Here is a 20131-nt window from a genome sequence, read left to right as displayed (position 1 = left end):
CGGGGGGGGGGGGGGGGGGGCGCCCCGCGGGCCCCGGCCCGGGGCCGGGGGCCGGGCCGCGCGCCCCCGGGGGGCGGCCCGAAACCCGGGGGCCCCGGGGGGCGGGCGCGTCTTGGCCCGCGGCCCGACGGGGTGCTCGGGGGTGGGGACCGTACGGCGACGGCCTCGGGGGCTAGAACTTCCCCCGGTTGAGGGCGGTCTGCAACGCCCTGATGGTCCCGGGGCCCCAGAGACCGTCCACCGCGAGACCCGCGCCGATCATCCGGTTGAGATGCGTCTGGAGGGCCTTGTACGTCGCGGGCCCCGCGTCGCCGTCGACCACCAGTCCGGCACCGCTCCAGGTGTTGAGGTGGCGCTGGAGTCCCCGGACGGAATCCGGACCCCACTCGCCGTCGGCGGTCACGCCGATGACGCGCTGGGTGGCCCGGATCGTCGAGGGGCCGAAGTCCCCGTCGACGACGAGCCCGGCACCGTTGTCGAGACCTCCGTCGTACGCGGCCTCGGTGGCCGGTCCCCACAGGCCGTCGGCGTCCGCGCCGACCTGCCGCTGGAGCCAGCGCACCCCGGCATCCGTCAGCGGACCCCACTCACCGTCGACATCGAGCGCCGGGCTGTACCCCATCCCGTTGACGGCGCGCTGCTGAGCGGCGATCGACCGCACCGAGGTCATACCGCCGGCGCCACCGGAGCCGCCGGCGCCCGAGGCGTACGCGGCCTCGGTGGCCGGCCCCCACAGCCCGTCGGCAGCCACCCCCACCCGCCCCTGGAGCCAGCGCACACCCGCGTCCGTCAGCGGACCCCACTCACCGTCCACGTCGAGCGCCGGGCTGTACCCCATCCCGTTGACCGCCAACTGCTGCGCGGCCACCGAGCGCACGGACGTCATCCCGCCGCCACCGCCACCGGCGCTGCCCCCGCTCGAACCGCCGACGCCGCCCTGCACCGGGATGAGCGCCGCGTCCATCCCGCCCTGGACCCAGGCCCGCAGCGCCGAACCCGGGCACTGGGTCGACTGCCCCGAGAGCCCGCTGTGCCAGGTCTTCTCCAGGGTGCGGCCGGTCCGGCGGTTGGCCTCCAGGTACAGGGCGCGCAGCGCCGAGAGGGCGCGCGGGGTGGCGTCCCCGTCGTACCCGATGAAGCACGCGCCGATGTGGGTCGTGTTGTGCCCGGTGGCGTGCGCCCCGACGACGTCCCAGCCGCGCCCCTCGAAGATCCGGCCGTCGTGGTCGACGAGGAAGTTGTAGCCGATGTCCGACCAGCCGTTGGAGTCCATGTGGTAGTTCTGGATCTGACGGACCGTCTGGGAGGTGGGCCCCGCCGAGTAGTGCACGGTGAAGCCGGTGCGGCTCGACGGGTCGACCCGGGTGACCTCCTTCGGCGGCCGGGCGCCCCACTGGCTCCGGTCGTAGAAGAACAGCGGCTGGCCCGGCTTGGGCGGCACCGGATTCTCGGAGTCGCCACCACCCGGCGGGGGCGCGTAGAACGTTCCGCTCTGGACGTACGGGTAGAGCTTCCCTGGGCATTCCGTGTTGAAGACGTCCTTGTGGCCCAGGACCTGGTAGCCGGCCTGCCCGTTCGCCCGCAGCCAGGCGACCATGTCGCGGATCGTGCTGATCATCTCGCCGTGGACATCGTCCTCCAGCCCCATCATCCCGCAGATGGCGAAGTAGTTCTGGTTGGCGCCGGGCGTCTCCGTCCCGTTGGCGGCCGACCGGACGCGGCTGCCCCGGCCCTCGAAGGCGATGCCGTGGTTGCAGACGAGATAGCTGTACGCGATGTCGTCGTACACGTCGTCGTTGGACCAGAACGGCGGGTACATGTGCTCGTTCTGGATGTCCCGCATGTGCGCGTAGCAGTCGTCGTGGTGGCTCTGGGCCTGCTTGCCCGGACCCAGATGGTGGATGATCGTTCCTCCCAGCCAGGGGGAGAACGAATCCGTCTCGGGCTTCTTGCGGGGCTTGGCGCCCCATTCCTCGCGGCTGACGATGGTGACCATGGGTCTGGTTCTCTCCGTACGGGTTCGGCGTGTGGGCGGTGCTGACGAGGGCGGACGGGAAGCGGCGTACGGTCTCAGACCGCGCCGATCACGCCCCCGTCGTCGCGGCGGACGGCGATGGTGGCCGAGCGGGGCCGGCCGGCACGGGCCCGGTCCGGCCAGTCGCTGACCGCCCCCGGGTCCACGGCCGTGGGGGCGCCCCACGCGGCGGTCGCCGCGCCCGGGTGCTGGATGTTGACGAAGAGGGTGCGTCCGTCGGGGGTGCTGCTCACCCCGGTGACCTCGGCGCCGCGCGGCGCGGTGAGGAAGCGGCTGACCCGTCCGGTACGGGGGTCGGCGGCCAGGAGCGCGTTGTTGCCCAGGGCGGCGTGGCCGCGCTCCGCGCGGTTCAGCGCGTCGGCCGAGATGCCGGTGCTGATCCAGAGCTGTCCCGCGCTGCCGAAGGCCAGCCCCTTCGGGGCCGCGAACCGTCCGTCCGCCCCGGCCCCGGCGTCGGGCGCCGGTTCGCCGCCGAGCAGGAAGACGTCCCAGTGGAAGCCGGTTCCGGTGCCGGTCTCCTCCTGCCAGCGCACGACGTGGCCGTACGGGTTGGCGTCGCGGGGGCCCACGGTGCGACCGTGGCCGCCCGTGCTGTTGGCGAGGGCGCAGTGCACATCGCCGTTGACCGGGCTGACCGCGATCTGCTGCGGCCGGTCCATGCGGGTGGCACCGAGCGCGTCGGCGGCCTCCCGGGCCCGCAGGACCACGTCGGCCTGGTCCTTCCAGCCGAGCGCGGTGGTGAGCGCCGCCCGGCCGTGGACGAGCGGCAGCCACTCCCCCGTACCGTCCTCGTGGAAGCGGGCGACGTGCAGGACGCCGTGGTCCAGCGGGCTGCCGCCCCGGGACCGCACGCTCCTCCAGGGGCGGTCGCCGACGAACTTGTAGAGGTGGCCGCCGTCCTGGTCGTCGCCGCTGTAGACGACGACGCGTCCGTCGCGGGTCTCGCCGGCCGCCGCCGAGGAGTGGTTGAAGCGGCCCAGCGCGGTCCGCTTGACCGGGGTGGTTCCGGCGGGGTCGGCGGGGTCCACCTCGACGATCCAGCCGTAGCGGTGCGGTTCGTTGGGGGTCGCGGCGAGGTCGAAGCGGGGTGCGGCGGTGTGCCAGCGGTGTCCGTGGCCGAGGGCGCTCAGCCCGTAGCGGCGCTGGGTGGCGGTGGGCCGCCAGGACGGGTCGTCGGTGCCGAACCAGCCGTTGGCGTTCTCCTCGCAGGAGAGGAACGATCCCCAGGGGGTCGTCCCGTGCCCGGAGTTGCTGAGCGTGCCGACGGGGGCCTCGCCGGTGCGCAGGGCCGGGTGCGCGGAGGTCAGCGGACCGGAGAAGACCACCGGGGTGGTGCCGGTGACCCGGGCGCCGGCCGCCGGGGCCCAGCTGCCGTCCGCCCGCCGGCGGATCCGCAGCGCGGTGACGCCCTGCGCGGCGAGGCCCTTCGCGACCTGCTCGGCGGTCACCGTACGGTCCCCGGCCCGGCCGCCCGCGTACGTGAGGACGGGGTCCACCGACTCGTGGTTGATCAGGAGCGTGCCGCGGCGCACGGCACCGGCGCCCCGGCCGGACGGGAGGAAGGACAGCCCGCTGTGGTGGGAGCCGATCTGGGCGGCCTGTTCGGCGGCGGTGTTCGTGCCGTCGCGCCGCCAGGAGGGGCCGCCGCGCGCGGAGAGCGGGGCACCCCACGGGGCGAGGACCTGGACGCGGTGACCGGCGGGCACGGTGACGCGGTCCGCCGAGTTCACCGGGACGGGGACGAAGCCCGGCCCGGCCGTCCCCGTCCCGGAGCGGGCGAAGGCCGTCCCCCCGGTGGAGAGCGCGAACTGGGCGGCGACGAGGGCACCGGTCACCAGCAGGTTCCGGCGGTTCATCCGGGCCGTCACCAGGTCCTGGAAGTCCCGGGCACCGGAGGGGGCGGCCGGTGCGGCCCGGCGGCTGTCGTCCGACATGTGTCTCCTTGGTGCCGCCGTGCACGGCACGGCGGCGTGTGAAGGAATGGGGAACCGCACCCCGGCGGGACCTGCCGCCCGGAGCGTGCCGGGTACGCGGACCGGTCCGTTCCGGACGGGAGGTCCGAGGTCATGGGGTGCGGGACCCGAATGTAGGTCAGCCGGGGCGCGATTCCGCCGGCCCGCCGTCCCAGGGACGCCTCCCCGCGTCCCGGCCGGCCGTGGGACGTGCGGAAACGACGGGGCCGGCACCCCCGGGAGGGCGCCGGCCCCGGCTGGACGCGGTGCGGGATCAGGGCAGTTGGACGGCGCCCTCCGGGGCGCACTGCCGCTGCTTCTCCTTGGGGATCACTCCGCACACGCTCATGGCGGCGAGCGGAGCCTCCGGGGACACCGCAAGCATCTTGGTGTACGAGTCGTGCTCGAAGCGGATGAGGGCTTCGAGTTCATGTCCCCCGGCGTCCCGGATGGTCACCTTGTCACCCACGGCACCGCCCTCGATCCGCCCCCAGACCGCCTGGCAGGCGGCGCTGTAACGGAGCTGGATGTGCATGCCGCGCAGGAAGGTGCTCTTGACCGTCTCCGCGTCCCACTGGCACTCCATGGCCTGCGGATCGTTGCGGATGCAGGTGTCGGACGAGCACTTGACCTGGATGTCCCCGGCCCCGGGGACGAGATCGGTGTCCTCACCGCCCTTCCCGGTGCCGCGCGTTCCGCTCGCCGAGGTGTCCGCGCCGTGCTCCGCGTCGGTGACCAGGGGCAGGACCACACCGGTCGCGACGGAGCCCATGAGCGCTCCGGCCGCGATGTACCCGATCACGGCGGACCTGCGCCGCCACGTGGACCGCGTACGCGGGCCGGTGCCGTCGCCCTCCGGCGAGGCGCTGCCTTCCCCGGGCGCCGCCCGCACGGTCCTCACCTCCTTCACGGCCCCGGAGACCTTGGGCCGCGTGGCGCCGGTCTCCTCCCCCGGGGTGGCGGCCGGGGCCGGTGCGGCACCGCCCGCCGGGGCGGCGGCCGCCTCGGCCAGCAGGGCGAGCAGTGGTCCGGGATCCGTCCCGGCCACGGCCGCGAGCTGCTCGACGGCGACGGTGGTCGGCAACTGCTTCCCGTTCAGGAAGCGTTCCCACGACGAACGGCTGTAGTGCGTCCGGTCGGCCAGACCGCCGAAGCTGAGCTGCGACACCTCCTTGATACGCCGCATCTCCGCGCTGAGCCGTGCGTGCGCCGACGCGGCGGCGTCGGCGGCCTTCTTCTGGTTCGACATGGAAGAGCCCCCCTCAGTCCTGTGCCCGCCACCCGAGTTCCCCAAGTCGAGTGGCGCGAGAGACAGAATATGCGGCGGAAGTGACGGTCCCGAACCGGACCGACGAGCGCCGGAACCCGTACGGGCGCACAGGTCCGCAGCCCCGGAACCGACCACTCCTGTCAAGGGGTTCCGCACGTGGCGCGTCTCCCGCCCCCGCCGCCCTCGCGAGAGGCCGGGACGCGTCCCAGGGACGGCACCGACCCGCCCCGGGACGCCGGGAGCGTTCCCCTTCCGAGGAGTGGATCCGGTGAAAGGGGGATATAGAAGTGCAGTTGGCGCCAGGATGGGCCCATGAGCAATGACAGCGAAGGGCCGCTGGGCCAGCCGGTCGTGGTGCGGATCCCGGTGGAGCCGGTGGAGGCCGCGATGGAGGCGGATGCCCTGGACGCCGCGGTCCGGCACGAATCCCTGGCCGTACGCGGCCCCTTGTTCGGCATCGCGACCCGGTGCGAGGAGGACGGGCCGCGGTGGCGGGTCGCCGTCCCGATCATCCACGGCTGCCCGCAGCAGGCCCGCGACAGCCTCAACTCGCTGCTGTGGTTCCGCGCGAAGGACGACGCGAAGGACGTGGCCGAGCGGCGCGCCCTGCTGGCGGCCGTCTCCCGCCTGGAGCGGGAGTACGTGAACGAGCTGACGGTGCTCGGCACCCGCTTCCGCGTGGTCCGTGCCGAGGAGTACGCGGGCATGGACGCCCGGGGCAACATCGAACTGCCCCGCCCGACCGACCCCGATCCCCTCGACGGCGGCTGGGAGCCCGGCGTCAGCGACCCGCTCGACCTGGACCTCGTCCTGGACATGGACGCACCGATCTCCCCGCTCCAGGCGGCGGAGCGGCTGGCGATGCGTTCCCTCGCCTACACCGGGTCCCGCTTTCCGGCGGACGTGCGCGGCGATTCGGCACGGGCCGTGGAGACCCACCCGGACGTGCTGCTGCTGCCGGCCTCGTTCATCGTCGTCGAACGGTCGGGGAAGAAGAACTGGCGGCCGGGCGGCAGCCTCCACACCACCGCCCATGCCGCCCGGAGCGCCCTCTACAACGGGCTGACCTGGATGGAGCCGCGCCTGCTCGGCCTGATCCCCTTCGACGCACCGGGCAACGTCGACGCCTACAGCGTGATCGCCGAGGGCACCAGTCCCGTGGCGGACCGGCTGGCCGAGTTCACCGGGGCCGCCGACCGGCTGCGCGCGGGCCGCCTCAACGAGGTCGAGGCCCACGGCACCACGTACCGGATCGTCCGCTCCCGGCGGCTCCTGCGCTGGGGACCGGAGGGCCCCGAGGGGCCCCGTCCCTCCGACGTCAACACCCAGACCCCGATGGTGATGCACCCGCCGCTCGACGAGAACGGCGTCATCCAGCCCGAGTCCGAGTAGGCCCGCCCGCGCTCCGGCCCCGCTCCCGTACCGGCCGGGAAGCGGAGCCGGCCCGCCGTCCCCGCCTCGGCCCGCCTCCTCCGGCTCCCCGTGCTCTCCCGCCGTGCCCGTGCCACCGTCCGGACCGGGAGGCCGACGGGCCACGAGACGTCCTGAGCCACCGGTGACCTGGCAGGAAGTCGGCTTCTCCGGCGGCGCGTGCCGGGGCACCATCTCCCTATGCCACTCAGTGACCCGGCGGGACCGGACGGCGGCCCGGAGCCGGCCGTGGCGCGGGTGGACGCGTCCTGCGTGCCCGAGCCGGACAGGTGGACGTGGTGGACGGAGATGGTCAGCCGCGAGGTGATGCCCGTGTCCACGCGCAGCCCTCGTCCGGACGCGTTCCGGGGGCGGGTGGAGGAGGTCCGCACGGCCGGCGTCCAGGTGGCCGCCTTCGACTTCTCCCCCATGACCGCCACCCGCTCGGCCGCCCAGATCCGCCGCCAGGACCGCGAGGAGTACTTCCTGGTCCTGCTCCGGGAAGGGCGGATGCCTCTGGAACAGGGGTCCGGCAGCTGTCTCCTGCGGGCCGGGGACATGACGGTCTTCTCCAGCTCGCACCCGCTGGCCTGCGCGTTCCTCGCCGAGGAGGAAACCGGTGCCCTCGACGGCACCCGCACGGCAGCAGAGGCGGATGCCATGGACGGCACCGGCTCCGACGCCGATTCCGGTCCCGATGCCGGGATGGCCCGGCTGTCGCTCCTCAGGCTGCCCCGCAAGCTCCTCCCCCTCTCCTCCGGGCGTGCGGACCGCCTTCTGGCCGTGCCGCTGCGCGCCGACGCCGGCGCCGCCGTCCTGCTCGGCCCGTACCTCGCCCGGCTCCCGGCGGCGGCGCGGGGACGCGGCGCGGCGCAGGCTGCGCGTCTCGGCTCCCTCGCGCTCGACCTCGCCGCGGCCGCGATCGCCGACCAGCTCGACATCCGGGAGGCGCTGCCCGTCGAAACCCGCCAGGCGGCGGTGCTGACCGAGGTCAAGGCCTTCATCGAGCACCATCTGGCCGACCCCCGGCTCACCCCGGCGGCCATCGCCGCCCACCACCACCTGTCGGTGCGTACCCTCCACACCCTCTTCCGCGAGGAGCCCGAGCCGGTCGCCGCCCGGATTCGACGCCGCAGGCTGGAACGCTGCGCCGCGGACCTGGCCGACCCGCGTCTGCGCCACCGCACGATCGGGGAGATCGCCACGCGCTGGGGCCTCGGCGCCCATGACTTCAGCCGGTCGTTCCGGCGTGTCCACGGCGTCCCGCCGAGTGAGTTCCGGGCCTCCGCGCACCGCGGGTCCGCGCTCGGTGCGGAAGGTCACGGCACGGACTGCTGATGACGCGGCCGGTCCCGGCGGGGCAGATTGGAGAACCGGAACCCAGTCCCGGCACGCCACTTCCACGGGGGAACCATGAAGCGGTCCACGAGAGTCGCCCTGCTGTCCGCGCCGGTCGCCGCACTGGCCCTGCTGGCCACGCCCTCACCGGCCTCCGCCGCGTCGAGCGCCTTCTATGTGAACGACGCCGTCGTGGTCATGGGCCAGTGGCGGCTGGCCGCGGAGGTCTGCGCGTACGCGTCCGACGGCTGGTACGAGATCAGGAAGTCCGACGGACCGGCCGTCGACATCAGGTTCCGGACCTGTGACGACGCCCAGGAGGTCGTCGGCTGGGCGTCACTGCCCAACGGGGACCCCTCCTCGACCTGGGTGTACGCGAACCAGGGCGGCCGCCGCGTCTACCTGGAGGCGTACACCCGGGGCAACAACTGGATGGACACCTGGTACGCCGTGGTGCAGTACCAGTCGTGACCGGGGCACCCGGCGGACCGCCTCCCACGGCCCCCGCCGGCGCGCGGCGGGGGCAACGGCGCGCCGGCGGGCTCACCCGGACGGGGCCCGGCGAGCCCTCCGCACCGCGCGGAGGACCGCCCAGACGTCGGCCACGGGTCCCAGGTGGGCCAGCTTGTCCGGGTTGAGGACGGAGCGGACCGTGTGGATCCGCCCGTCCCGTACGTCCAGGACGAACACGTTCAGCACGTTGCCGTCGCCGTCGTGGAACAGGGCCCCCGGCTGACCGTTGACGGACCGCGGGGTACAGGTGACGCCCACCCGCGCGATCGCGGGACGGGCGCCGGCCAGCAGGCGCGCGACCTTCTCCGCGCCGGCGACGGCCCTGGCCAGTTGCGGCGCCTTGCCGCCCCCGTCGCCGACGAGCCGGACATCGTCGGAGAGCAGCGTCCGCAGCCCGTCCATGTCCCCCTGCGCCATCGCGTCGAAGAACCGCCGCGCCAGTTCGTCCCGCTTCTCCCGGTCCACGTCGAACCGGGGCCGGCCCTCGTCCATGTGCCGGCGTGCCCGGACGAGCAGTTGGCGGCACGCGGCCGGTGAACGGCCCACCGCCGCGGCGACGTCCTCGAAGCCGAACGCGAAGACCTCGCGCAGCACGAACACCGAGCGTTCGAGCGGACTGAGCCGTTCCAGGAGGAGCAGGGCGGCCATCGACAGCGAGTCGGTCAGCTCGGCCGCGCGCGCCGGGTCCTCGTACGGATCGTCGAGGAGGGGCTCCGGAAGCCACGGCCCGACGTACGCCTCGCGCCGCACCCGTGCGGACCGCAGCACGTCGATCGAGATCCGGGTCACCGTGGTCGCGAGGAACGCCTTGACCGAATCCGGGCGCGCGGACGACAAGGCGTAACGCAGCCAGGTCTCCTGCACCGCGTCCTCGGCCTCGCTGACGCTGCCCAGCATCCGGTACGCGATCGAGAACAGCAGAGGTCTCAGGTCCTCGAACTCCTCGGCCTTGTCCACGCCTTGCTCCCCCCTGTGTGCGAATCCCCTTCCGGATCATGGCATTTCCCGCCCTGGGCTGCGGCGATTCCGCGGAAGCCAGGGGGTTCGTGCCCCCGCTGCGCCGCGGTGTGACGCGCGTCTCCTCCCTCCCCCGCTCCGCCATGTCACAGAACCGTGCGCTGACTCGTCCCGGGTGCAGAGGACCTCGATCAAGGAGTCGCGCATGAGCATCGGGCCGTGAATCACCGCCGGCGCCCCCCTCACCGGCTGACCGGCCGCCCCGCACCACCCCGCCCGTTCACCACGTCACCCCGTACAGAAGGACCCCGTCATGGAAACCCTCCGTTACCTCTTCCTCGTCTTCCACCTCTTCGGCTTCGCCGCGATCCTGGGCGGCATCTTCTACCAGCTGCGCGGCAAGGACCCCGTGACCGGCGGCTACATGGTGACCAGCGCCGGCGTGCAACTGGTCACCGGCATCGGCCTCATCTGGACCCGCCTCGACCTCGATCTGCCCGTACCGCACGCCAAGATGGCGGTGAAACTCGGCCTCGACGTCCTGGTGGCCCTCATCGCCCTGATCGGAATGCGCACCAGAGCGGCCTGGGCCTTCTACGCGGTGGCCACGGCCACGGCGGCCGCGGTGGTGGTGGCGGTGGTGTGGAAGTAGCGGATCGTGGCGCGGACGGGCGGAGTGCTCACGCGTCTCCGTCCGCCGTCTCCGGTGCGCGCCACGGCACGACGGCGACGGGACAGGCCGCGTGGTGCAGTGCCCGATGGGCCACCCTGCCGATCTCCAGGCCGGCGAATCCTCTCCTGCGCCGCGCGCCGATCACCAGCAGGTCCGCGGCGGCCGAGCGCTCGACCAGCACGTGGTGGGCGGGTCCTTCCACCGGACTTCTCCGCAGACGCACCTGGGGACGGTCGGGCCCCGCCCCCTCCACGGCCCGGTCCAGAAGCGCCGCGGCGCTCCGCTCGTACGTGGTCGTCCTGTCGGCGAGGAGCGGATGCCCGGACGGATCGCCCATCGGCCGGCGCCAGGCATGGACCATCTCCAGCTCCGCGTCCCGGACCGCCGCCTCGCGCCAGGCGAACCGCGCGGCGGGCGCGTCCGTCTCGTCGCCGCCGATGCCCAGGAGCACGCGGTGATGGCGCGTCTCCCGTGCCTCCTGGTCGCCTCGGACGACGACGACGGGACAGGAGGCGCGCGCGGCCACGGTGAGACTCACGGACCCCAGCAGCAGACCGGCGACACGGCTCCTTCCCCGGGACCCGACGACCAGGGCGGCGGCCCGCTCCCCCTCGGCGAGCAGACCTCCCACCGCGTCCTCGGCGAGCACGTCCGTGGTGACGGTGAGTTCGGACCGGCGGCGCAGGGCCCGCTCCTCGGCCGCTGCCACGATGCTCTCCGCGAGGATCTGGTCGACCGGCCGGTCGGCGGTCCCGGCGGGCGCGACACCCTCGTACCGCTCCCACAAAGAAGCGTGGACGATGCGCAGCGCCCACCCGTGCCGTGCCGCCTCGTCCGCGGCCCAGTCCACCGCGGTGAGGCCGGTGTCCGACCCGTCCACGCCCACCACCAGGGGAGAATCCATGGTCCCCACCGCCTTTCCGGTACGAGCGGAGTCGTCTCCCAGCGTCGCACCGAATCCCGTCCGGTGAGAGGGTGACCGGCCGCGCCCCCGTCGTCGCCGGGTGCGCCGGCGCCGTCCCTGCGACAATGGCCCACGGTCGTGGTCTCAGTCGTCGCCCGGGGCCCCGCGCACGAGGATCCTGCGGCCGGTGGCCCGGCGCGGGGACAGCACCATGACGTGGTCGCGCTCGTCCCCCGCCCACGGTGCCGAGTGGGCCGCTTCCCTGAGCCGGCGCGCGGCCTCCTCGTCCGTCACGGCATGGACGGGCCCGACGAGCATGACGCTCCACCCGCGGCTGAAGGCATCATCGATGTGGTCGGCCTCGAAGGCGATCTCCGTACCCTCGGCGGCGGCGAGCGAGGAGCGGTCCGTCGTGCTGAACATGACCTCGCCGTCCAGGACCTGGTAGTTCAGCGGCAGCACGACCGGCCCGTCTCCGCCGGACAGCGCCACCCTTCCCACACCGTGGTCACCGAGCAGGGTCCAGCATTCCTCGGCGTCGAGTTCCACCATCCGGGCCTGCCGCGCCGCCGGGGCGAGCCCGGTCGGCAGGTCTCCGGTCGCCCCCGTCAGCTCGTCGACCGTTGTGTCGAGCGCGTCGGCCAGCCGCAGCAGAAAGCCGATCCCCGGTGCGGCCGAGGCGTGCTCCTCCACGTACTCGATGTACCCCGGCGCCGCGGCCGCGCGCAGGGCGACATCCCGCCTGGACAGGCCGAGCTGCTTGCGCCGCGTGGCGACCCGCCTGCCGATGTCGCCTCGCGCCGGATGTGGTGGTGAGGGCATCTCCGAAGCTCCCTGTCCCTCGACACGTCGTGCGCGTACGACGCCACGCTAACGACAGTCGGGGCTGTGCGCAGGCCGGGACCGCACCGCTCCGGGAACGGCCACCGCTCGGCGCCGCCCGGTCCCCGGCCGGTCCCCAAAAAGATCAGGGCCGGTTTCGGATGTCTCCAAAACCGGCCCTGATCTGCGACTGTCTCCAGTCGGGACGACAGGATTTGAACCTGCGACCCCTTGACCCCCAGGAGTGAGAGTCAGGTGTATTTTCTGGATATAGCAGACTTAATCCAGGTGCAAGTTATGCATGGAAGCCTGCATCGTGCACCACCGCGCGTAGCGTGTGGTCCCCATCTGGTCCCCAGGATCACCGTCCTGACGGCGAGGCACGCTCTGGCATCTCCAGTCTCTGCAGGACGGATGAGGTCGTCGAACACGCCGTCGCGGTCCACCTGATCACGGGGCGACCGGTGCGGCTGCTCACCTATGACACAGGCCAGGCCCATGCGCGCCCAAGCCGCATGGCTACAGGTCCGCAAGCCGACGCCCGGTGGGAGTGCTCTCCGCGCGAGCGGAGGTGAGCCGCTGACGGCCCTGGGGTACTGCTTGGCGTGCTTGTGCTCTCCGCGCGAGCGGAGGCGAGCCGGCGTAGAGGTCGTCGTCCTCGATGAGAGTGTCGTGCTCTCCACGCGAGCGGAGAGTGGACCGACACCGAGTGGGCAGTGGTCGGCGTTGTCGAGGACTTGGCTGCCGCCAAGGCCCTATTGTATCCGCCGCCGCCCGTGCAGGAGAAGCCCGCCGAGTGGGACCAGCCCGCGATGGGCAGGGGCCGAGGGCGGCACCGAAAGCCGACCTCGTCGGAGGAGCGGGATCGGTAAGCGGCACAGCGTCCAGGCCCAGGGGGTGTGATCGCGAACTGGCTCAGCCGGGCAGTACCTTCAAGGGGCTCACATATGGGATTCGGGGCAGGGGAGGGACAGCATGTCGATGGGCAAGCGGGTGCGGCGCGAGCTCGGCCTGATGGCAAGAGACGCGGTCAAGGAGAGCGTGCGCTCCGCATACCGCAAGGAGTACGAGCTTGGCTTCGACGACGCCGCCCAGACCTGTCTGGGGGTCCTGTCGGAAGCCGCAAACGAGCTGTTGGCGAAGATGAAGTCCGGGAACTTGTCCAAGCAAGAGCAGGCGCTATACGCGCGGCTGGAAGAGCTGAAGGAGGAAATGGGCGACCGGCTCCAGAGCGCCTGGGGAGCGGAGCCTGCTGGAGAAGCCTTGCCGCAGCCGTCCGTCGGCCATCACCAGCAAACTCGGCCCTCCGCTCGCGCGGAGAGCACGCCCGGCCGTGGTACGCGCCCTTCAGCGTGTACGACTCACCTCCGCTCGCGCGGAGAGCACGCATGTACTTGCCGCGCCCTGGGTGCACCTGTCGACTCACCTCCGCTCGCGCGGAGAGCACGAGGCCAACCTCATGCACAAGAACCCGATCACCGACTCACCTCCGCTCGCGCGGAGAGCACGCCATGGAAACGATGCGTAGCGTGACCCCGTACGACTCACCTCCGCTCGCGCGGAGAGCACGACTGCCTGGCGGCCGCGGTCGCCTCGTCGGTCGACTCACCTCCGCTCGCGCGGAGAGCACCACCTAAGGAAGCCCTTTGCAGTTCCTTTGCCTGGAATGACGGCGCATCATGCTCTCCCTCGTAGGCATCGCGCAGCGAGTGTACGGCCCATCCCTCATGCCGCCCCCTGTCGGTGGTTTTGGGCCCGCTGTCAGTAGGGGGTGCTATCTCTGTGCTCGTGGACAAGAGCGATGCAGCAGGTGCCCTGGAAGGCTGTCTTCTGGATGTGCGGATGTGGGGGAAGGAACGCGGGCTGACTCGGCCGTACCCGGTGATCTGTCATCTTCTGGATACGGGTGCCGTGTTCGGGGAGCTCTGGGATGTCGTCCTGAGCCAGGAGACCCGGGAGGCGGTGGCAAGCGCTCTTGGTCTGAGTCTGTCGGAGGCGCGCGTGGTGGTTTCCTTCTGGGCCGCGTTGCACGACATCGGCAAGATCACGCCTCCGTTCCAGGCGCAGGTTCCCCATTGCTACGAACTCTTGCGGGCGGACCCCGCTTACGCGAGCGCGCCTGGCGCGGCGCAGGAGAAGCAGTTCCGTCACGAGATCGCTTCCCATTGGTCCCTGTTCCAGTTGCTCGAAGAGGCTGGCTATCCGGGTGACCGGCGTCTGATGCACCGTGCAGTGAGTCAGCAGGTCGCGCAGCTCCTGGGCGGTCACCATGGTTCGTTCGGGGTGGTATTGAAGTCCAAGGAGGTGGCGCAGGCCAGTGCTTACAACTCTGGTCTGGGCGGGGCTGGGTGGGCGGATCAGCGGCAGGCGCACTTTTCGGAAGTACGGCGGGTGATGGGAGCCGTTGCGGTTCCTGCCGGGGGGCTTTCGGCCGGGCTGGCCGTGGTCGTGGCCGGGTTGGTGGTGGTGGCCGACTGGCTGGCGAGCCAGACGTGGGCGATCGAGGCTCGCCTGCCGGCTTCCGGCTGGTCGGGCACGCCGGCGCAGCTGGATGCGCACTGGCAAGGTGCGGTGCGGGCTGCGCCGAAGCTGGTGGGTTCGGCGCGGCTGGGCCGGGCGCGGTTTTCTTCGCAGGATTTTGCGGAGATGTTCCCCTTTGAGCCGAACAGTCTGCAGCGGGATCTCGCCGAGTATCTTCCCGGTTTGGTGCGTGAGCACGGTCCTGGGCTGGTGCTGGTGACGGCTCCGACCGGTGACGGGAAGACGGAGGGGGCGTTGTTCGCCGCCTCGGTGTTGGGGCGCGCGGCAGGGTGTCGGGGGCTGTATTTCGCGCTGCCGACGATGGGTACGGCGGATGCGATGCTGCCCCGTGTGGAGGCGTTCGCTTCCCAGGCGTTGTCCGGTGAGCGGGCGTTGATGCTGCTGCACTCCATGGCTTGGCTGAGTTCGCCAAGCAGCGGGGAGCGGGGCGTGCCCGGCGATGCCGTCGGGCAGGCGGATGTGGTGAGTGCGGGCGCGTCGACGGTGGTGGAGGCGGATGCGTGGTTGCGCGGCCCGAAGCGCGGCCTGCTCGCTCCGCTGGGTGTCGGTACCATCGACCAGGCGTTGAGCGCCGTGCTGCCTCTGCGCTACAACGTTCTGCGGCTGTTCGGGCTGTCGGACAAGGTTTTCGTTGTGGACGAGGCCCACGCCTACGGGCCGTGGATGCACCAGCTGCTGCTTCGGTTGCTGGAATGGCTGGGAGCGATGCGTGCGCCGGTCGTGCTGTTGTCGGCCACGCTTACGGGGCGTTCGGCCGGTTCCCTGGTGGACGCCTACCGGCGTGGTGCCGGGTTTTACGAGCCGTCTGCTGTGGCTCCGCGCTATCCGGGCTGGTTGTTCGCGAGCGGAGGTTCTGGCGAGGTCTCGGCTGTCCGGGGCACGCTGAGCAATAGAGCCCGGACGCTGATGGTGTCCCACAGGTCGGTGTCGTGGGACACGGCGGAGCCGGTTGGCTCGCGGGTCCGCGAGGGCGGGCGTAGAGCGGCGCTTCGCGAGGTGCTGGCACCTGTCGCTGAGGTGGGTGGTACGGCGCTGGTGTGCTGTACGACCGTGGCCGAGGCGCAGCAGACGTACAGGGACCTCCAGGCGGCCCTCCCCCAGCTTGCGACGCGCCCGGGTGGGCTGCGGCTGCTTCATTCCCGGTACCCGGCAGACGTACGGGCATCGATCACAGCCGAGTGTGAGCGGGCCTACGGCAAGCCGGGCCCGTCCGACGAGCCGGTCGCGGTGCGTCCGGCGTCCGTGCTGGTGGCGACCCAGGTGGTCGAGCAGTCACTGGACCTGGATTTCGATCTGGTGGTGTCGGATCTGGCGCCGCTGGCGCAGCTGTTGCAGCGTGCGGGCCGTGCACGCCGTCACACCAGAGGTGGTTTGGGGCGCCCGGCGTGGGCTGCCGCCGAGGACAAGCCTGTGCTTGTGGCGCTCGATCCCCTTCCGAAGGAGCAGGGCGACCCGGCGCCTCGTTCGTGGGGCACCGTCTACGACGCGTCGCTGCTTCGTCGCACCTCACAGTTGCTTGAAAGGCTCGCAGGCCAGGGGATCGCGGTGCCGGGTGATGTGCAGCGGCTGGTGGATGAGGTGTACGACGAGGACTTCGTCGACAAGGCGGACGAGGCGGTTCGAGCGGAACTGGCCCGGCTCGACGAGGAGCGGCTGGCCCGTGAGGCGGCCGAACGGCACATGGCGGCCTGGACGGGGATCTGTGCACCGGCTGACGTCCGCGGGGATCTGGGCAAGCTGTCACTTCGGGAGGCCGGGGTGAGCGAAGAACTGCTCACGACCCGGCTCGGTGCTGATTCCGGCCGGGTGCTCTGCCTCTACGAACAGCCCGGCGGCGCGTTCACCCTCGACCCCGCAGGCACCCTCCCCGCGCCGGCCGGAGGCCGTCACGGGCTGACAGCACCGCAGTTGGCCGACGTCGCACGACGCGTCGCCCCCGTCCCGGGGCGCTGGCTGCGTCACGAGGAGCCGGACAGCGCTGTCCCCAGGGCGTGGGGCACCCATCCTTCGCTGCGCGGCCTGGTTTTGCTGCGGATGACTCCCTCCGGTGACATATGGAGCTGCCAGCGCGGACGTTCCAGGGTCTTGATTTCGGATGTCGGTCTCGAATTCGAGTGATCTGAAGCAGGCCCGAAGGCTGCCTGGGCTGGTTCGGCCCGCTGTACCATGCCCGGCCAAACCGCTCTGCTCCACCCGCACTGTCTCAACAACGACAGGACGTCTCCATGCCGACGGGCACCTACAACCTGATCGATCAGCCGTGCATCCCCGTACGCTGGAAACCCGACACCCCACCGGCCGGCTCGGCCGCCGGGCTCCCCGACCGGGTCGGATTCCGCGAACTCCTGCTGCGCAGCCACGACATCGAGACCCTGACCATCGCCGACGCCCCCGCGCACGCGGCCCTATTGAGGGTCCAGTACGCGATCACCGCGCGGGTAGCCGACCTGACCGAACAAGGCCCCGCAGACGACCGGGACGAGCGCTGGCTAGACGTGCTGGACGAGGGTTGCTTCAGGCCGTCAAGGTCGACGCCTACTTCACCCAGCAGTTCCTCGACCCGAGCCGCATCTACGAAGGCCCCGACCCCGAAGAACAGATGGTCGACCTCTGGGATCCGGTCACCGGCTCCGTACCCGCCGGCATCAACCACGGGACACAGCCATGACCCACCGCCCGCCGGAAGGGCGGCATACATGTCTTCGATGATCGTTATCTCCGCGACCGCCGTACCCGACCACCTACGCGGCGCCCTCACCCGGTGGCTCCTCGAAGTCACCCCGGAGCTCTACGTCGGCACCGTCTCCGCTCGCGTCCGAGACGAACTCTGGGCAGCCGTCACCGCCTGTACAAACGACGGCCTCGCCGTCCTCGCCCACCCCGCCGACAACGAACAAGGCTTCCAACTACGCACAGCAGGAACCCGCCGCCGCGAACCCCTCGACTTCGACGGCCTCACCCTCATCGCGTTCAAACGCGAAAGTCAAGAAATTGCAAAGCCCCTCTAACAGGCCAGGTCAAAGAGGGTCCTCTCCGCGCGAGCGGAGGTGAGCCGACCGGGGGTGCGGCATGACGACGCTCTCCGACGTCCTCTCCGCGCGAGCGGAGGTGAGCCGGTCGTCTCCCACGTGTGGGAGGTCGACGGATTGTCCTCTCCGCGCGAGCGGAGGTGAGCCGCAATAACTCGCTGCGGCGGTCTGCGGTCGTCGGTCCTCTCCGCGCGAGCGGAGGTGAGCCGTCCATGAACAGCGTGCGCAGGACCTCGGGCTTGTCCTCTCCGCGCGAGCGGAGGTGAGCCGTCGTCGTGCGCGTTCTTCGCGGCCTCGCGGGCGTCCTCTCCGCGCGAGCGGAGGTGAGCCGTAGCCCGGCAGTTCATCGATCAGGCCGGTACAGTCCTCTCCGCGCGAGCGGAGGTGAGCCGGCAGGAATTGCCGCCCTCGCACGAGGGGCTGGGTCCTCTCCGCGCGAGCGGAGGTGAGCCGCCTGCCTACCTTGGTTATGTAGGGGTGGGCTCGTCCTCTCCGCGCGAGCGGAGGTGAGCCGCCAGGCTCTCCTACGACGGCGGCATCTGCTCAGTCCTCTCCGCGCGAGCGGAGGTGAGCCGCTGCTGCGGGGTGGACCAGGAGGTGGGGGCCAGTCCTCTCCGCGCGAGCGGAGGTGAGCCGTCCTTGAGCTGGCTGGCCTCCCGCCAGATCCTGTCCTCTCCGCGCGAGCGGAGGTGAGCCGGCTTTCCCGGCTACCCAGACTGCGAGCAGTACGTCCTCTCCGCGCGAGCGGAGGTGAGCCGACGTCATGCAGGTCCCGGCGAGCCCCGAGCAGGTCCTCTCCGCGCGAGCGGAGGTGAGCCGGACCGGCCGACCACCTGGGAGCGCTGGGCCACGTCCTCTCCGCGCGAGCGGAGGTGAGCCGGCGAGGGCGCTGGTGAGGGTCTGCTCGACCGGGTCCTCTCCGCGCGAGCGGAGGTGAGCCGTATCCCGGATTGCGGTGCTCGCGGCTGATGGCGTCCTCTCCGCGCGAGCGGAGGTGAGCCGCAGGGCCTGGCGGGCGAGGTTGACGCGGACAGGTCCTCTCCGCGCGAGCGGAGGTGAGCCGGACACCGTGCGCCGCGACCTGGCCGCCGGTGCGTCCTCTCCGCGCGAGCGGAGGTGAGCCACCGTACAGGCGGAGTTGTTCGGCTCGCAGGGCGTCCTCTCCGCGCGAGCGGAGGTGAGCCGGCGCTGCCGCGCGGAGCAACCGGACCCGCCTAGGGCCTGTCCGGTGGATCATGTGACTTTCTGACCGGTCGCTCGTTGGTTGGGTCATGGGTCGGGGGGATCTGACGAATCGCGAGTGGTTGCTGCTGAAGCCGCATCTGCCTTCGTCGGGTGGCCGGGGCGGCCGGTGGAACGATCACCGGACCGTGCTCAACGGGATTCTGTTCCGGGTCCGCACCGGTATTCCGTGGCGTGACCTGCCGGAACGCTACGGATCGTGGAAGACCGTCTATGAACGGCATCGCCGCTGGTCGGCGGACGGCACCTGGGACCGCCTCCTGCAGGAGGTCCAGGCCGACGCCGACCTTGCCGGGCGGATCGACTGGGGCATGGTCGGCGTCGACTCCACGTCCTGCCGGGCCCACCACCATGCGGCCGGCGGCCGCAAGGCCAGGCCGCGGGTCCCGAAAAAAGGACGACGCCCCGGCACCACCGCCCTGATGAGGGCCTCGGACGGTCCCGGGGCGGTCTGACCTCCAAGATCCACCTCGCCGGTGAAGGCGGCTGCCGGCCCATGGCTCTACTGATCACTCCAGGTCAGTGGGGTGATGCCCCGCAGATGATCGAGGTCCTGGAGCGGATCAGGGTTCCCCGCCGATTGGTCGGGCGGCCCCGGACAAGGCCCGAGCACGTCAGCGGCGACAAGGCTTACAGCTCCCGTCGGAATCGCCGCTACCTGCGAAGACGCCACATCCGGCACACGATCCCGAGCCGAAGGACCAACGGGCCAACCGACGGCGCAGAGGCAGCGCGGGCGGCAGACCCGCCGGCTTCGACCGCGGGCGCTACCGGCGACGCAACGAGGTCGAGCGGACCATCAACCGACTCAAGAACTCCCGCGCGGTCGCCACCCGTTACGACAAGAGGGCCTACGTCTTCCACGGCACAGTCACGGTTGCAGCAATCCGACTCTGGCTTCGGCCCTGAGCGAACTTACTCCTTCTGCGTCGACGCCCAGGAGAACAGCAGCAGCGCGACAAACAAAACCACGGGATAGATGCCCGCGCTCCACGGTTGCGGCATGATTTTCCCGGCCACAACCGCCACGACTGCGAGCACAACCCAGCTCACGATCAGCCATGGACGCTTGACCAGCGTCCTACCCACGAACGCCCAACGGCCCCGGAAATCATCCCCCATTGATCCCATGGCAAGACGATAACCCCCGCGGGGAGCAACCTAGATCCGCCGGACAGGCCCTAGTCGACCATGATCAATCTCAGCGCCAACCGCTGTACCGATGTTCCTACCGACGCCAATTGCATCGGATGCGAATAGGCGACACCCATCCCGGATGTTGGTCTGGGACCGTCTGAAAGCGGTCTCACCAGGGACGCTGACCTCGGAACCACGGTAGCGGCCTCCTCGGTGGACATCTGCCGGTCTCACTCCATCGAGCGATGGAACTGCGAAGACGCCCCCTAGTCGCATCCGATGCGAAATTCTCGCGTCAGATGCGATAG

General features: G+C 71.5%; 14 protein-coding genes, 3 pseudogenes and 2 CRISPR repeat arrays. Of the genes and pseudogenes, 10 read left to right on the top strand and 7 right to left on the bottom strand.

Features of this window, described 5'->3' with window-relative positions; genetic code table 11:
• Positions 1 to 172 precede the first annotated feature (172 nt).
• From ACFVDM_RS27060 to ACFVDM_RS27050, 3 genes are all read right to left on the bottom strand, one after another.
• A complete protein-coding gene (locus ACFVDM_RS27060) occupies positions 173 to 1996 on the bottom strand; it encodes an N-acetylmuramoyl-L-alanine amidase (RefSeq protein ID WP_383645385.1) in 1824 nt (607 codons plus the stop codon).
• Between the two features lie 74 nt (positions 1997 to 2070).
• The gene (locus ACFVDM_RS27055; RefSeq protein ID WP_383645381.1) at positions 2071 to 3969 is read right to left on the bottom strand and encodes a PhoX family protein; all 1899 of its coding nucleotides are present in this window, start codon (positions 3967 to 3969) and stop codon (positions 2071 to 2073) included.
• A gap of 292 nt (positions 3970 to 4261) precedes the next feature.
• On the bottom strand, positions 4262 to 5236 hold the full coding sequence (locus ACFVDM_RS27050) for a helix-turn-helix domain-containing protein (RefSeq protein WP_383645377.1): 975 nt from the start codon (positions 5234 to 5236) through the stop codon (positions 4262 to 4264).
• Between the two features lie 333 nt (positions 5237 to 5569).
• Between ACFVDM_RS27050 and ACFVDM_RS27045 the strand changes: the two genes are divergently transcribed.
• The 3 genes from ACFVDM_RS27045 (at position 5570) to ACFVDM_RS27035 (ending at position 8476) form a co-directional block, all read left to right on the top strand.
• Complete coding sequence (locus ACFVDM_RS27045) at positions 5570 to 6649, top strand: DUF5954 family protein (RefSeq protein ID WP_383645374.1); 1080 nt, start codon at positions 5570 to 5572, stop codon at positions 6647 to 6649.
• Positions 6650 to 6868: 219 nt separating this feature from the next.
• Positions 6869 to 8005 carry a helix-turn-helix domain-containing protein gene (locus tag ACFVDM_RS27040; RefSeq protein WP_383645371.1) on the top strand — a complete coding sequence of 379 codons (1137 nt, stop codon included), beginning with the start codon at positions 6869 to 6871 and terminating at the stop codon, positions 8003 to 8005.
• 75 nt (positions 8006 to 8080) lie between these two features.
• On the top strand, positions 8081 to 8476 hold the full coding sequence (locus ACFVDM_RS27035; RefSeq protein ID WP_383645368.1) for a hypothetical protein: 396 nt from the start codon (positions 8081 to 8083) through the stop codon (positions 8474 to 8476).
• Between the two features lie 72 nt (positions 8477 to 8548).
• Here the strand turns inward: ACFVDM_RS27035 and ACFVDM_RS27030 are convergent, their stop codons facing one another.
• Entirely contained in the window at positions 8549 to 9475 is a 927-nt protein-coding gene (locus ACFVDM_RS27030) for an RNA polymerase sigma-70 factor (protein WP_383645365.1), read from the bottom strand.
• A 313-nt stretch (positions 9476 to 9788) separates the two neighbouring features.
• Between ACFVDM_RS27030 and ACFVDM_RS27025 the strand changes: the two genes are divergently transcribed.
• A complete protein-coding gene (locus tag ACFVDM_RS27025) occupies positions 9789 to 10127 on the top strand; it encodes a hypothetical protein (protein ID WP_383645362.1) in 339 nt (112 codons plus the stop codon).
• Positions 10128 to 10155: 28 nt separating this feature from the next.
• Here ACFVDM_RS27025 and ACFVDM_RS27020 read toward each other — a convergent pair whose 3' ends face one another.
• Both ACFVDM_RS27020 and ACFVDM_RS27015 read right to left on the bottom strand, forming a co-directional pair.
• Entirely contained in the window at positions 10156 to 11052 is an 897-nt protein-coding gene (locus ACFVDM_RS27020; RefSeq protein WP_383645359.1) for a universal stress protein, read from the bottom strand.
• Positions 11053 to 11196: 144 nt separating this feature from the next.
• On the bottom strand, positions 11197 to 11874 hold the full coding sequence (locus ACFVDM_RS27015; RefSeq protein ID WP_383645356.1) for a helix-turn-helix domain-containing protein: 678 nt from the start codon (positions 11872 to 11874) through the stop codon (positions 11197 to 11199).
• A gap of 704 nt (positions 11875 to 12578) precedes the next feature.
• On the opposite strand from ACFVDM_RS27015, the pseudogene ACFVDM_RS27010 reads away from it, so the two are divergent.
• The 6 genes and pseudogenes from ACFVDM_RS27010 to ACFVDM_RS26985 form a co-directional block, all read left to right on the top strand.
• Positions 12579 to 12746, top strand: a pseudogene (locus tag ACFVDM_RS27010) (DUF6087 family protein); the annotation flags it as partial.
• A gap of 424 nt (positions 12747 to 13170) precedes the next feature.
• Positions 13171 to 13505: a CRISPR direct-repeat array (repeat unit 29 nt; unit sequence CGACTCACCTCCGCTCGCGCGGAGAGCAC).
• A 211-nt stretch (positions 13506 to 13716) separates the two neighbouring features.
• The gene (cas3, locus tag ACFVDM_RS27005; protein ID WP_383645450.1) at positions 13717 to 16533 is read left to right on the top strand and encodes a CRISPR-associated helicase Cas3'; all 2817 of its coding nucleotides are present in this window, start codon (positions 13717 to 13719) and stop codon (positions 16531 to 16533) included.
• A gap of 107 nt (positions 16534 to 16640) precedes the next feature.
• Positions 16641 to 16865, top strand: a pseudogene (locus tag ACFVDM_RS27000) (type I-E CRISPR-associated protein Cse1/CasA); the annotation flags it as partial.
• 59 nt (positions 16866 to 16924) lie between these two features.
• Positions 16925 to 17083 carry a hypothetical protein gene (locus tag ACFVDM_RS26995; RefSeq protein ID WP_383645456.1) on the top strand — a complete coding sequence of 53 codons (159 nt, stop codon included), beginning with the start codon at positions 16925 to 16927 and terminating at the stop codon, positions 17081 to 17083.
• 28 nt (positions 17084 to 17111) lie between these two features.
• Complete coding sequence (gene cas2e, locus ACFVDM_RS26990) at positions 17112 to 17423, top strand: type I-E CRISPR-associated endoribonuclease Cas2e (protein WP_383645447.1); 312 nt, start codon at positions 17112 to 17114, stop codon at positions 17421 to 17423.
• Positions 17424 to 17441: 18 nt separating this feature from the next.
• Positions 17442 to 18629: direct repeats of the CRISPR family, unit length 29 nt; unit sequence GTCCTCTCCGCGCGAGCGGAGGTGAGCCG.
• Positions 18630 to 18715: 86 nt separating this feature from the next.
• Positions 18716 to 19595: pseudogene (locus tag ACFVDM_RS26985) on the top strand (IS5 family transposase).
• Positions 19596 to 19601: 6 nt separating this feature from the next.
• On the opposite strand, the gene ACFVDM_RS26980 reads toward ACFVDM_RS26985, so the two are convergent.
• Positions 19602 to 19817, bottom strand: coding sequence for a hypothetical protein (locus ACFVDM_RS26980; protein WP_383645353.1), 216 nt, complete (start codon positions 19815 to 19817; stop codon positions 19602 to 19604).
• Positions 19818 to 20131 lie beyond the last annotated feature (314 nt).

The organism is Streptomyces sp. NPDC057682 (assembly GCF_042799575.1).
Classification (GTDB): Bacteria; Actinomycetota; Actinomycetes; order Streptomycetales; family Streptomycetaceae; genus Streptomyces.
This window is presented reverse-complemented; position numbering and strand designations above follow the sequence as displayed.

Excerpts from the sequence above, each read along its gene's own strand:
- ACFVDM_RS27055 (WP_383645381.1), bottom strand. The coding sequence starts at position 3,969 with ATGTCGGACGACAGCCGCCGGGCCGCACCGGCCGCCCCCTCCGGTGCC.
- ACFVDM_RS27045 (WP_383645374.1), top strand. The coding sequence starts at position 5,570 with ATGAGCAATGACAGCGAAGGGCCGCTGGGCCAGCCGGTCGTGGTGCGG.
- ACFVDM_RS26980 (WP_383645353.1), bottom strand. The coding sequence starts at position 19,817 with ATGGGATCAATGGGGGATGATTTCCGGGGCCGTTGGGCGTTCGTGGGT.
- ACFVDM_RS27050 (WP_383645377.1), bottom strand. The coding sequence starts at position 5,236 with ATGTCGAACCAGAAGAAGGCCGCCGACGCCGCCGCGTCGGCGCACGCA.
- cas3 (WP_383645450.1), top strand. The coding sequence starts at position 13,717 with ATGTGGGGGAAGGAACGCGGGCTGACTCGGCCGTACCCGGTGATCTGT.
- ACFVDM_RS27060 (WP_383645385.1), bottom strand. The coding sequence starts at position 1,996 with ATGGTCACCATCGTCAGCCGCGAGGAATGGGGCGCCAAGCCCCGCAAG.
- ACFVDM_RS27040 (WP_383645371.1), top strand. The coding sequence starts at position 6,869 with ATGCCACTCAGTGACCCGGCGGGACCGGACGGCGGCCCGGAGCCGGCC.
- ACFVDM_RS27025 (WP_383645362.1), top strand. The coding sequence starts at position 9,789 with ATGGAAACCCTCCGTTACCTCTTCCTCGTCTTCCACCTCTTCGGCTTC.
- cas2e (WP_383645447.1), top strand. The coding sequence starts at position 17,112 with ATGTCTTCGATGATCGTTATCTCCGCGACCGCCGTACCCGACCACCTA.
- ACFVDM_RS27015 (WP_383645356.1), bottom strand. The coding sequence starts at position 11,874 with ATGCCCTCACCACCACATCCGGCGCGAGGCGACATCGGCAGGCGGGTC.
- ACFVDM_RS27020 (WP_383645359.1), bottom strand. The coding sequence starts at position 11,052 with ATGGATTCTCCCCTGGTGGTGGGCGTGGACGGGTCGGACACCGGCCTC.
- ACFVDM_RS27035 (WP_383645368.1), top strand. The coding sequence starts at position 8,081 with ATGAAGCGGTCCACGAGAGTCGCCCTGCTGTCCGCGCCGGTCGCCGCA.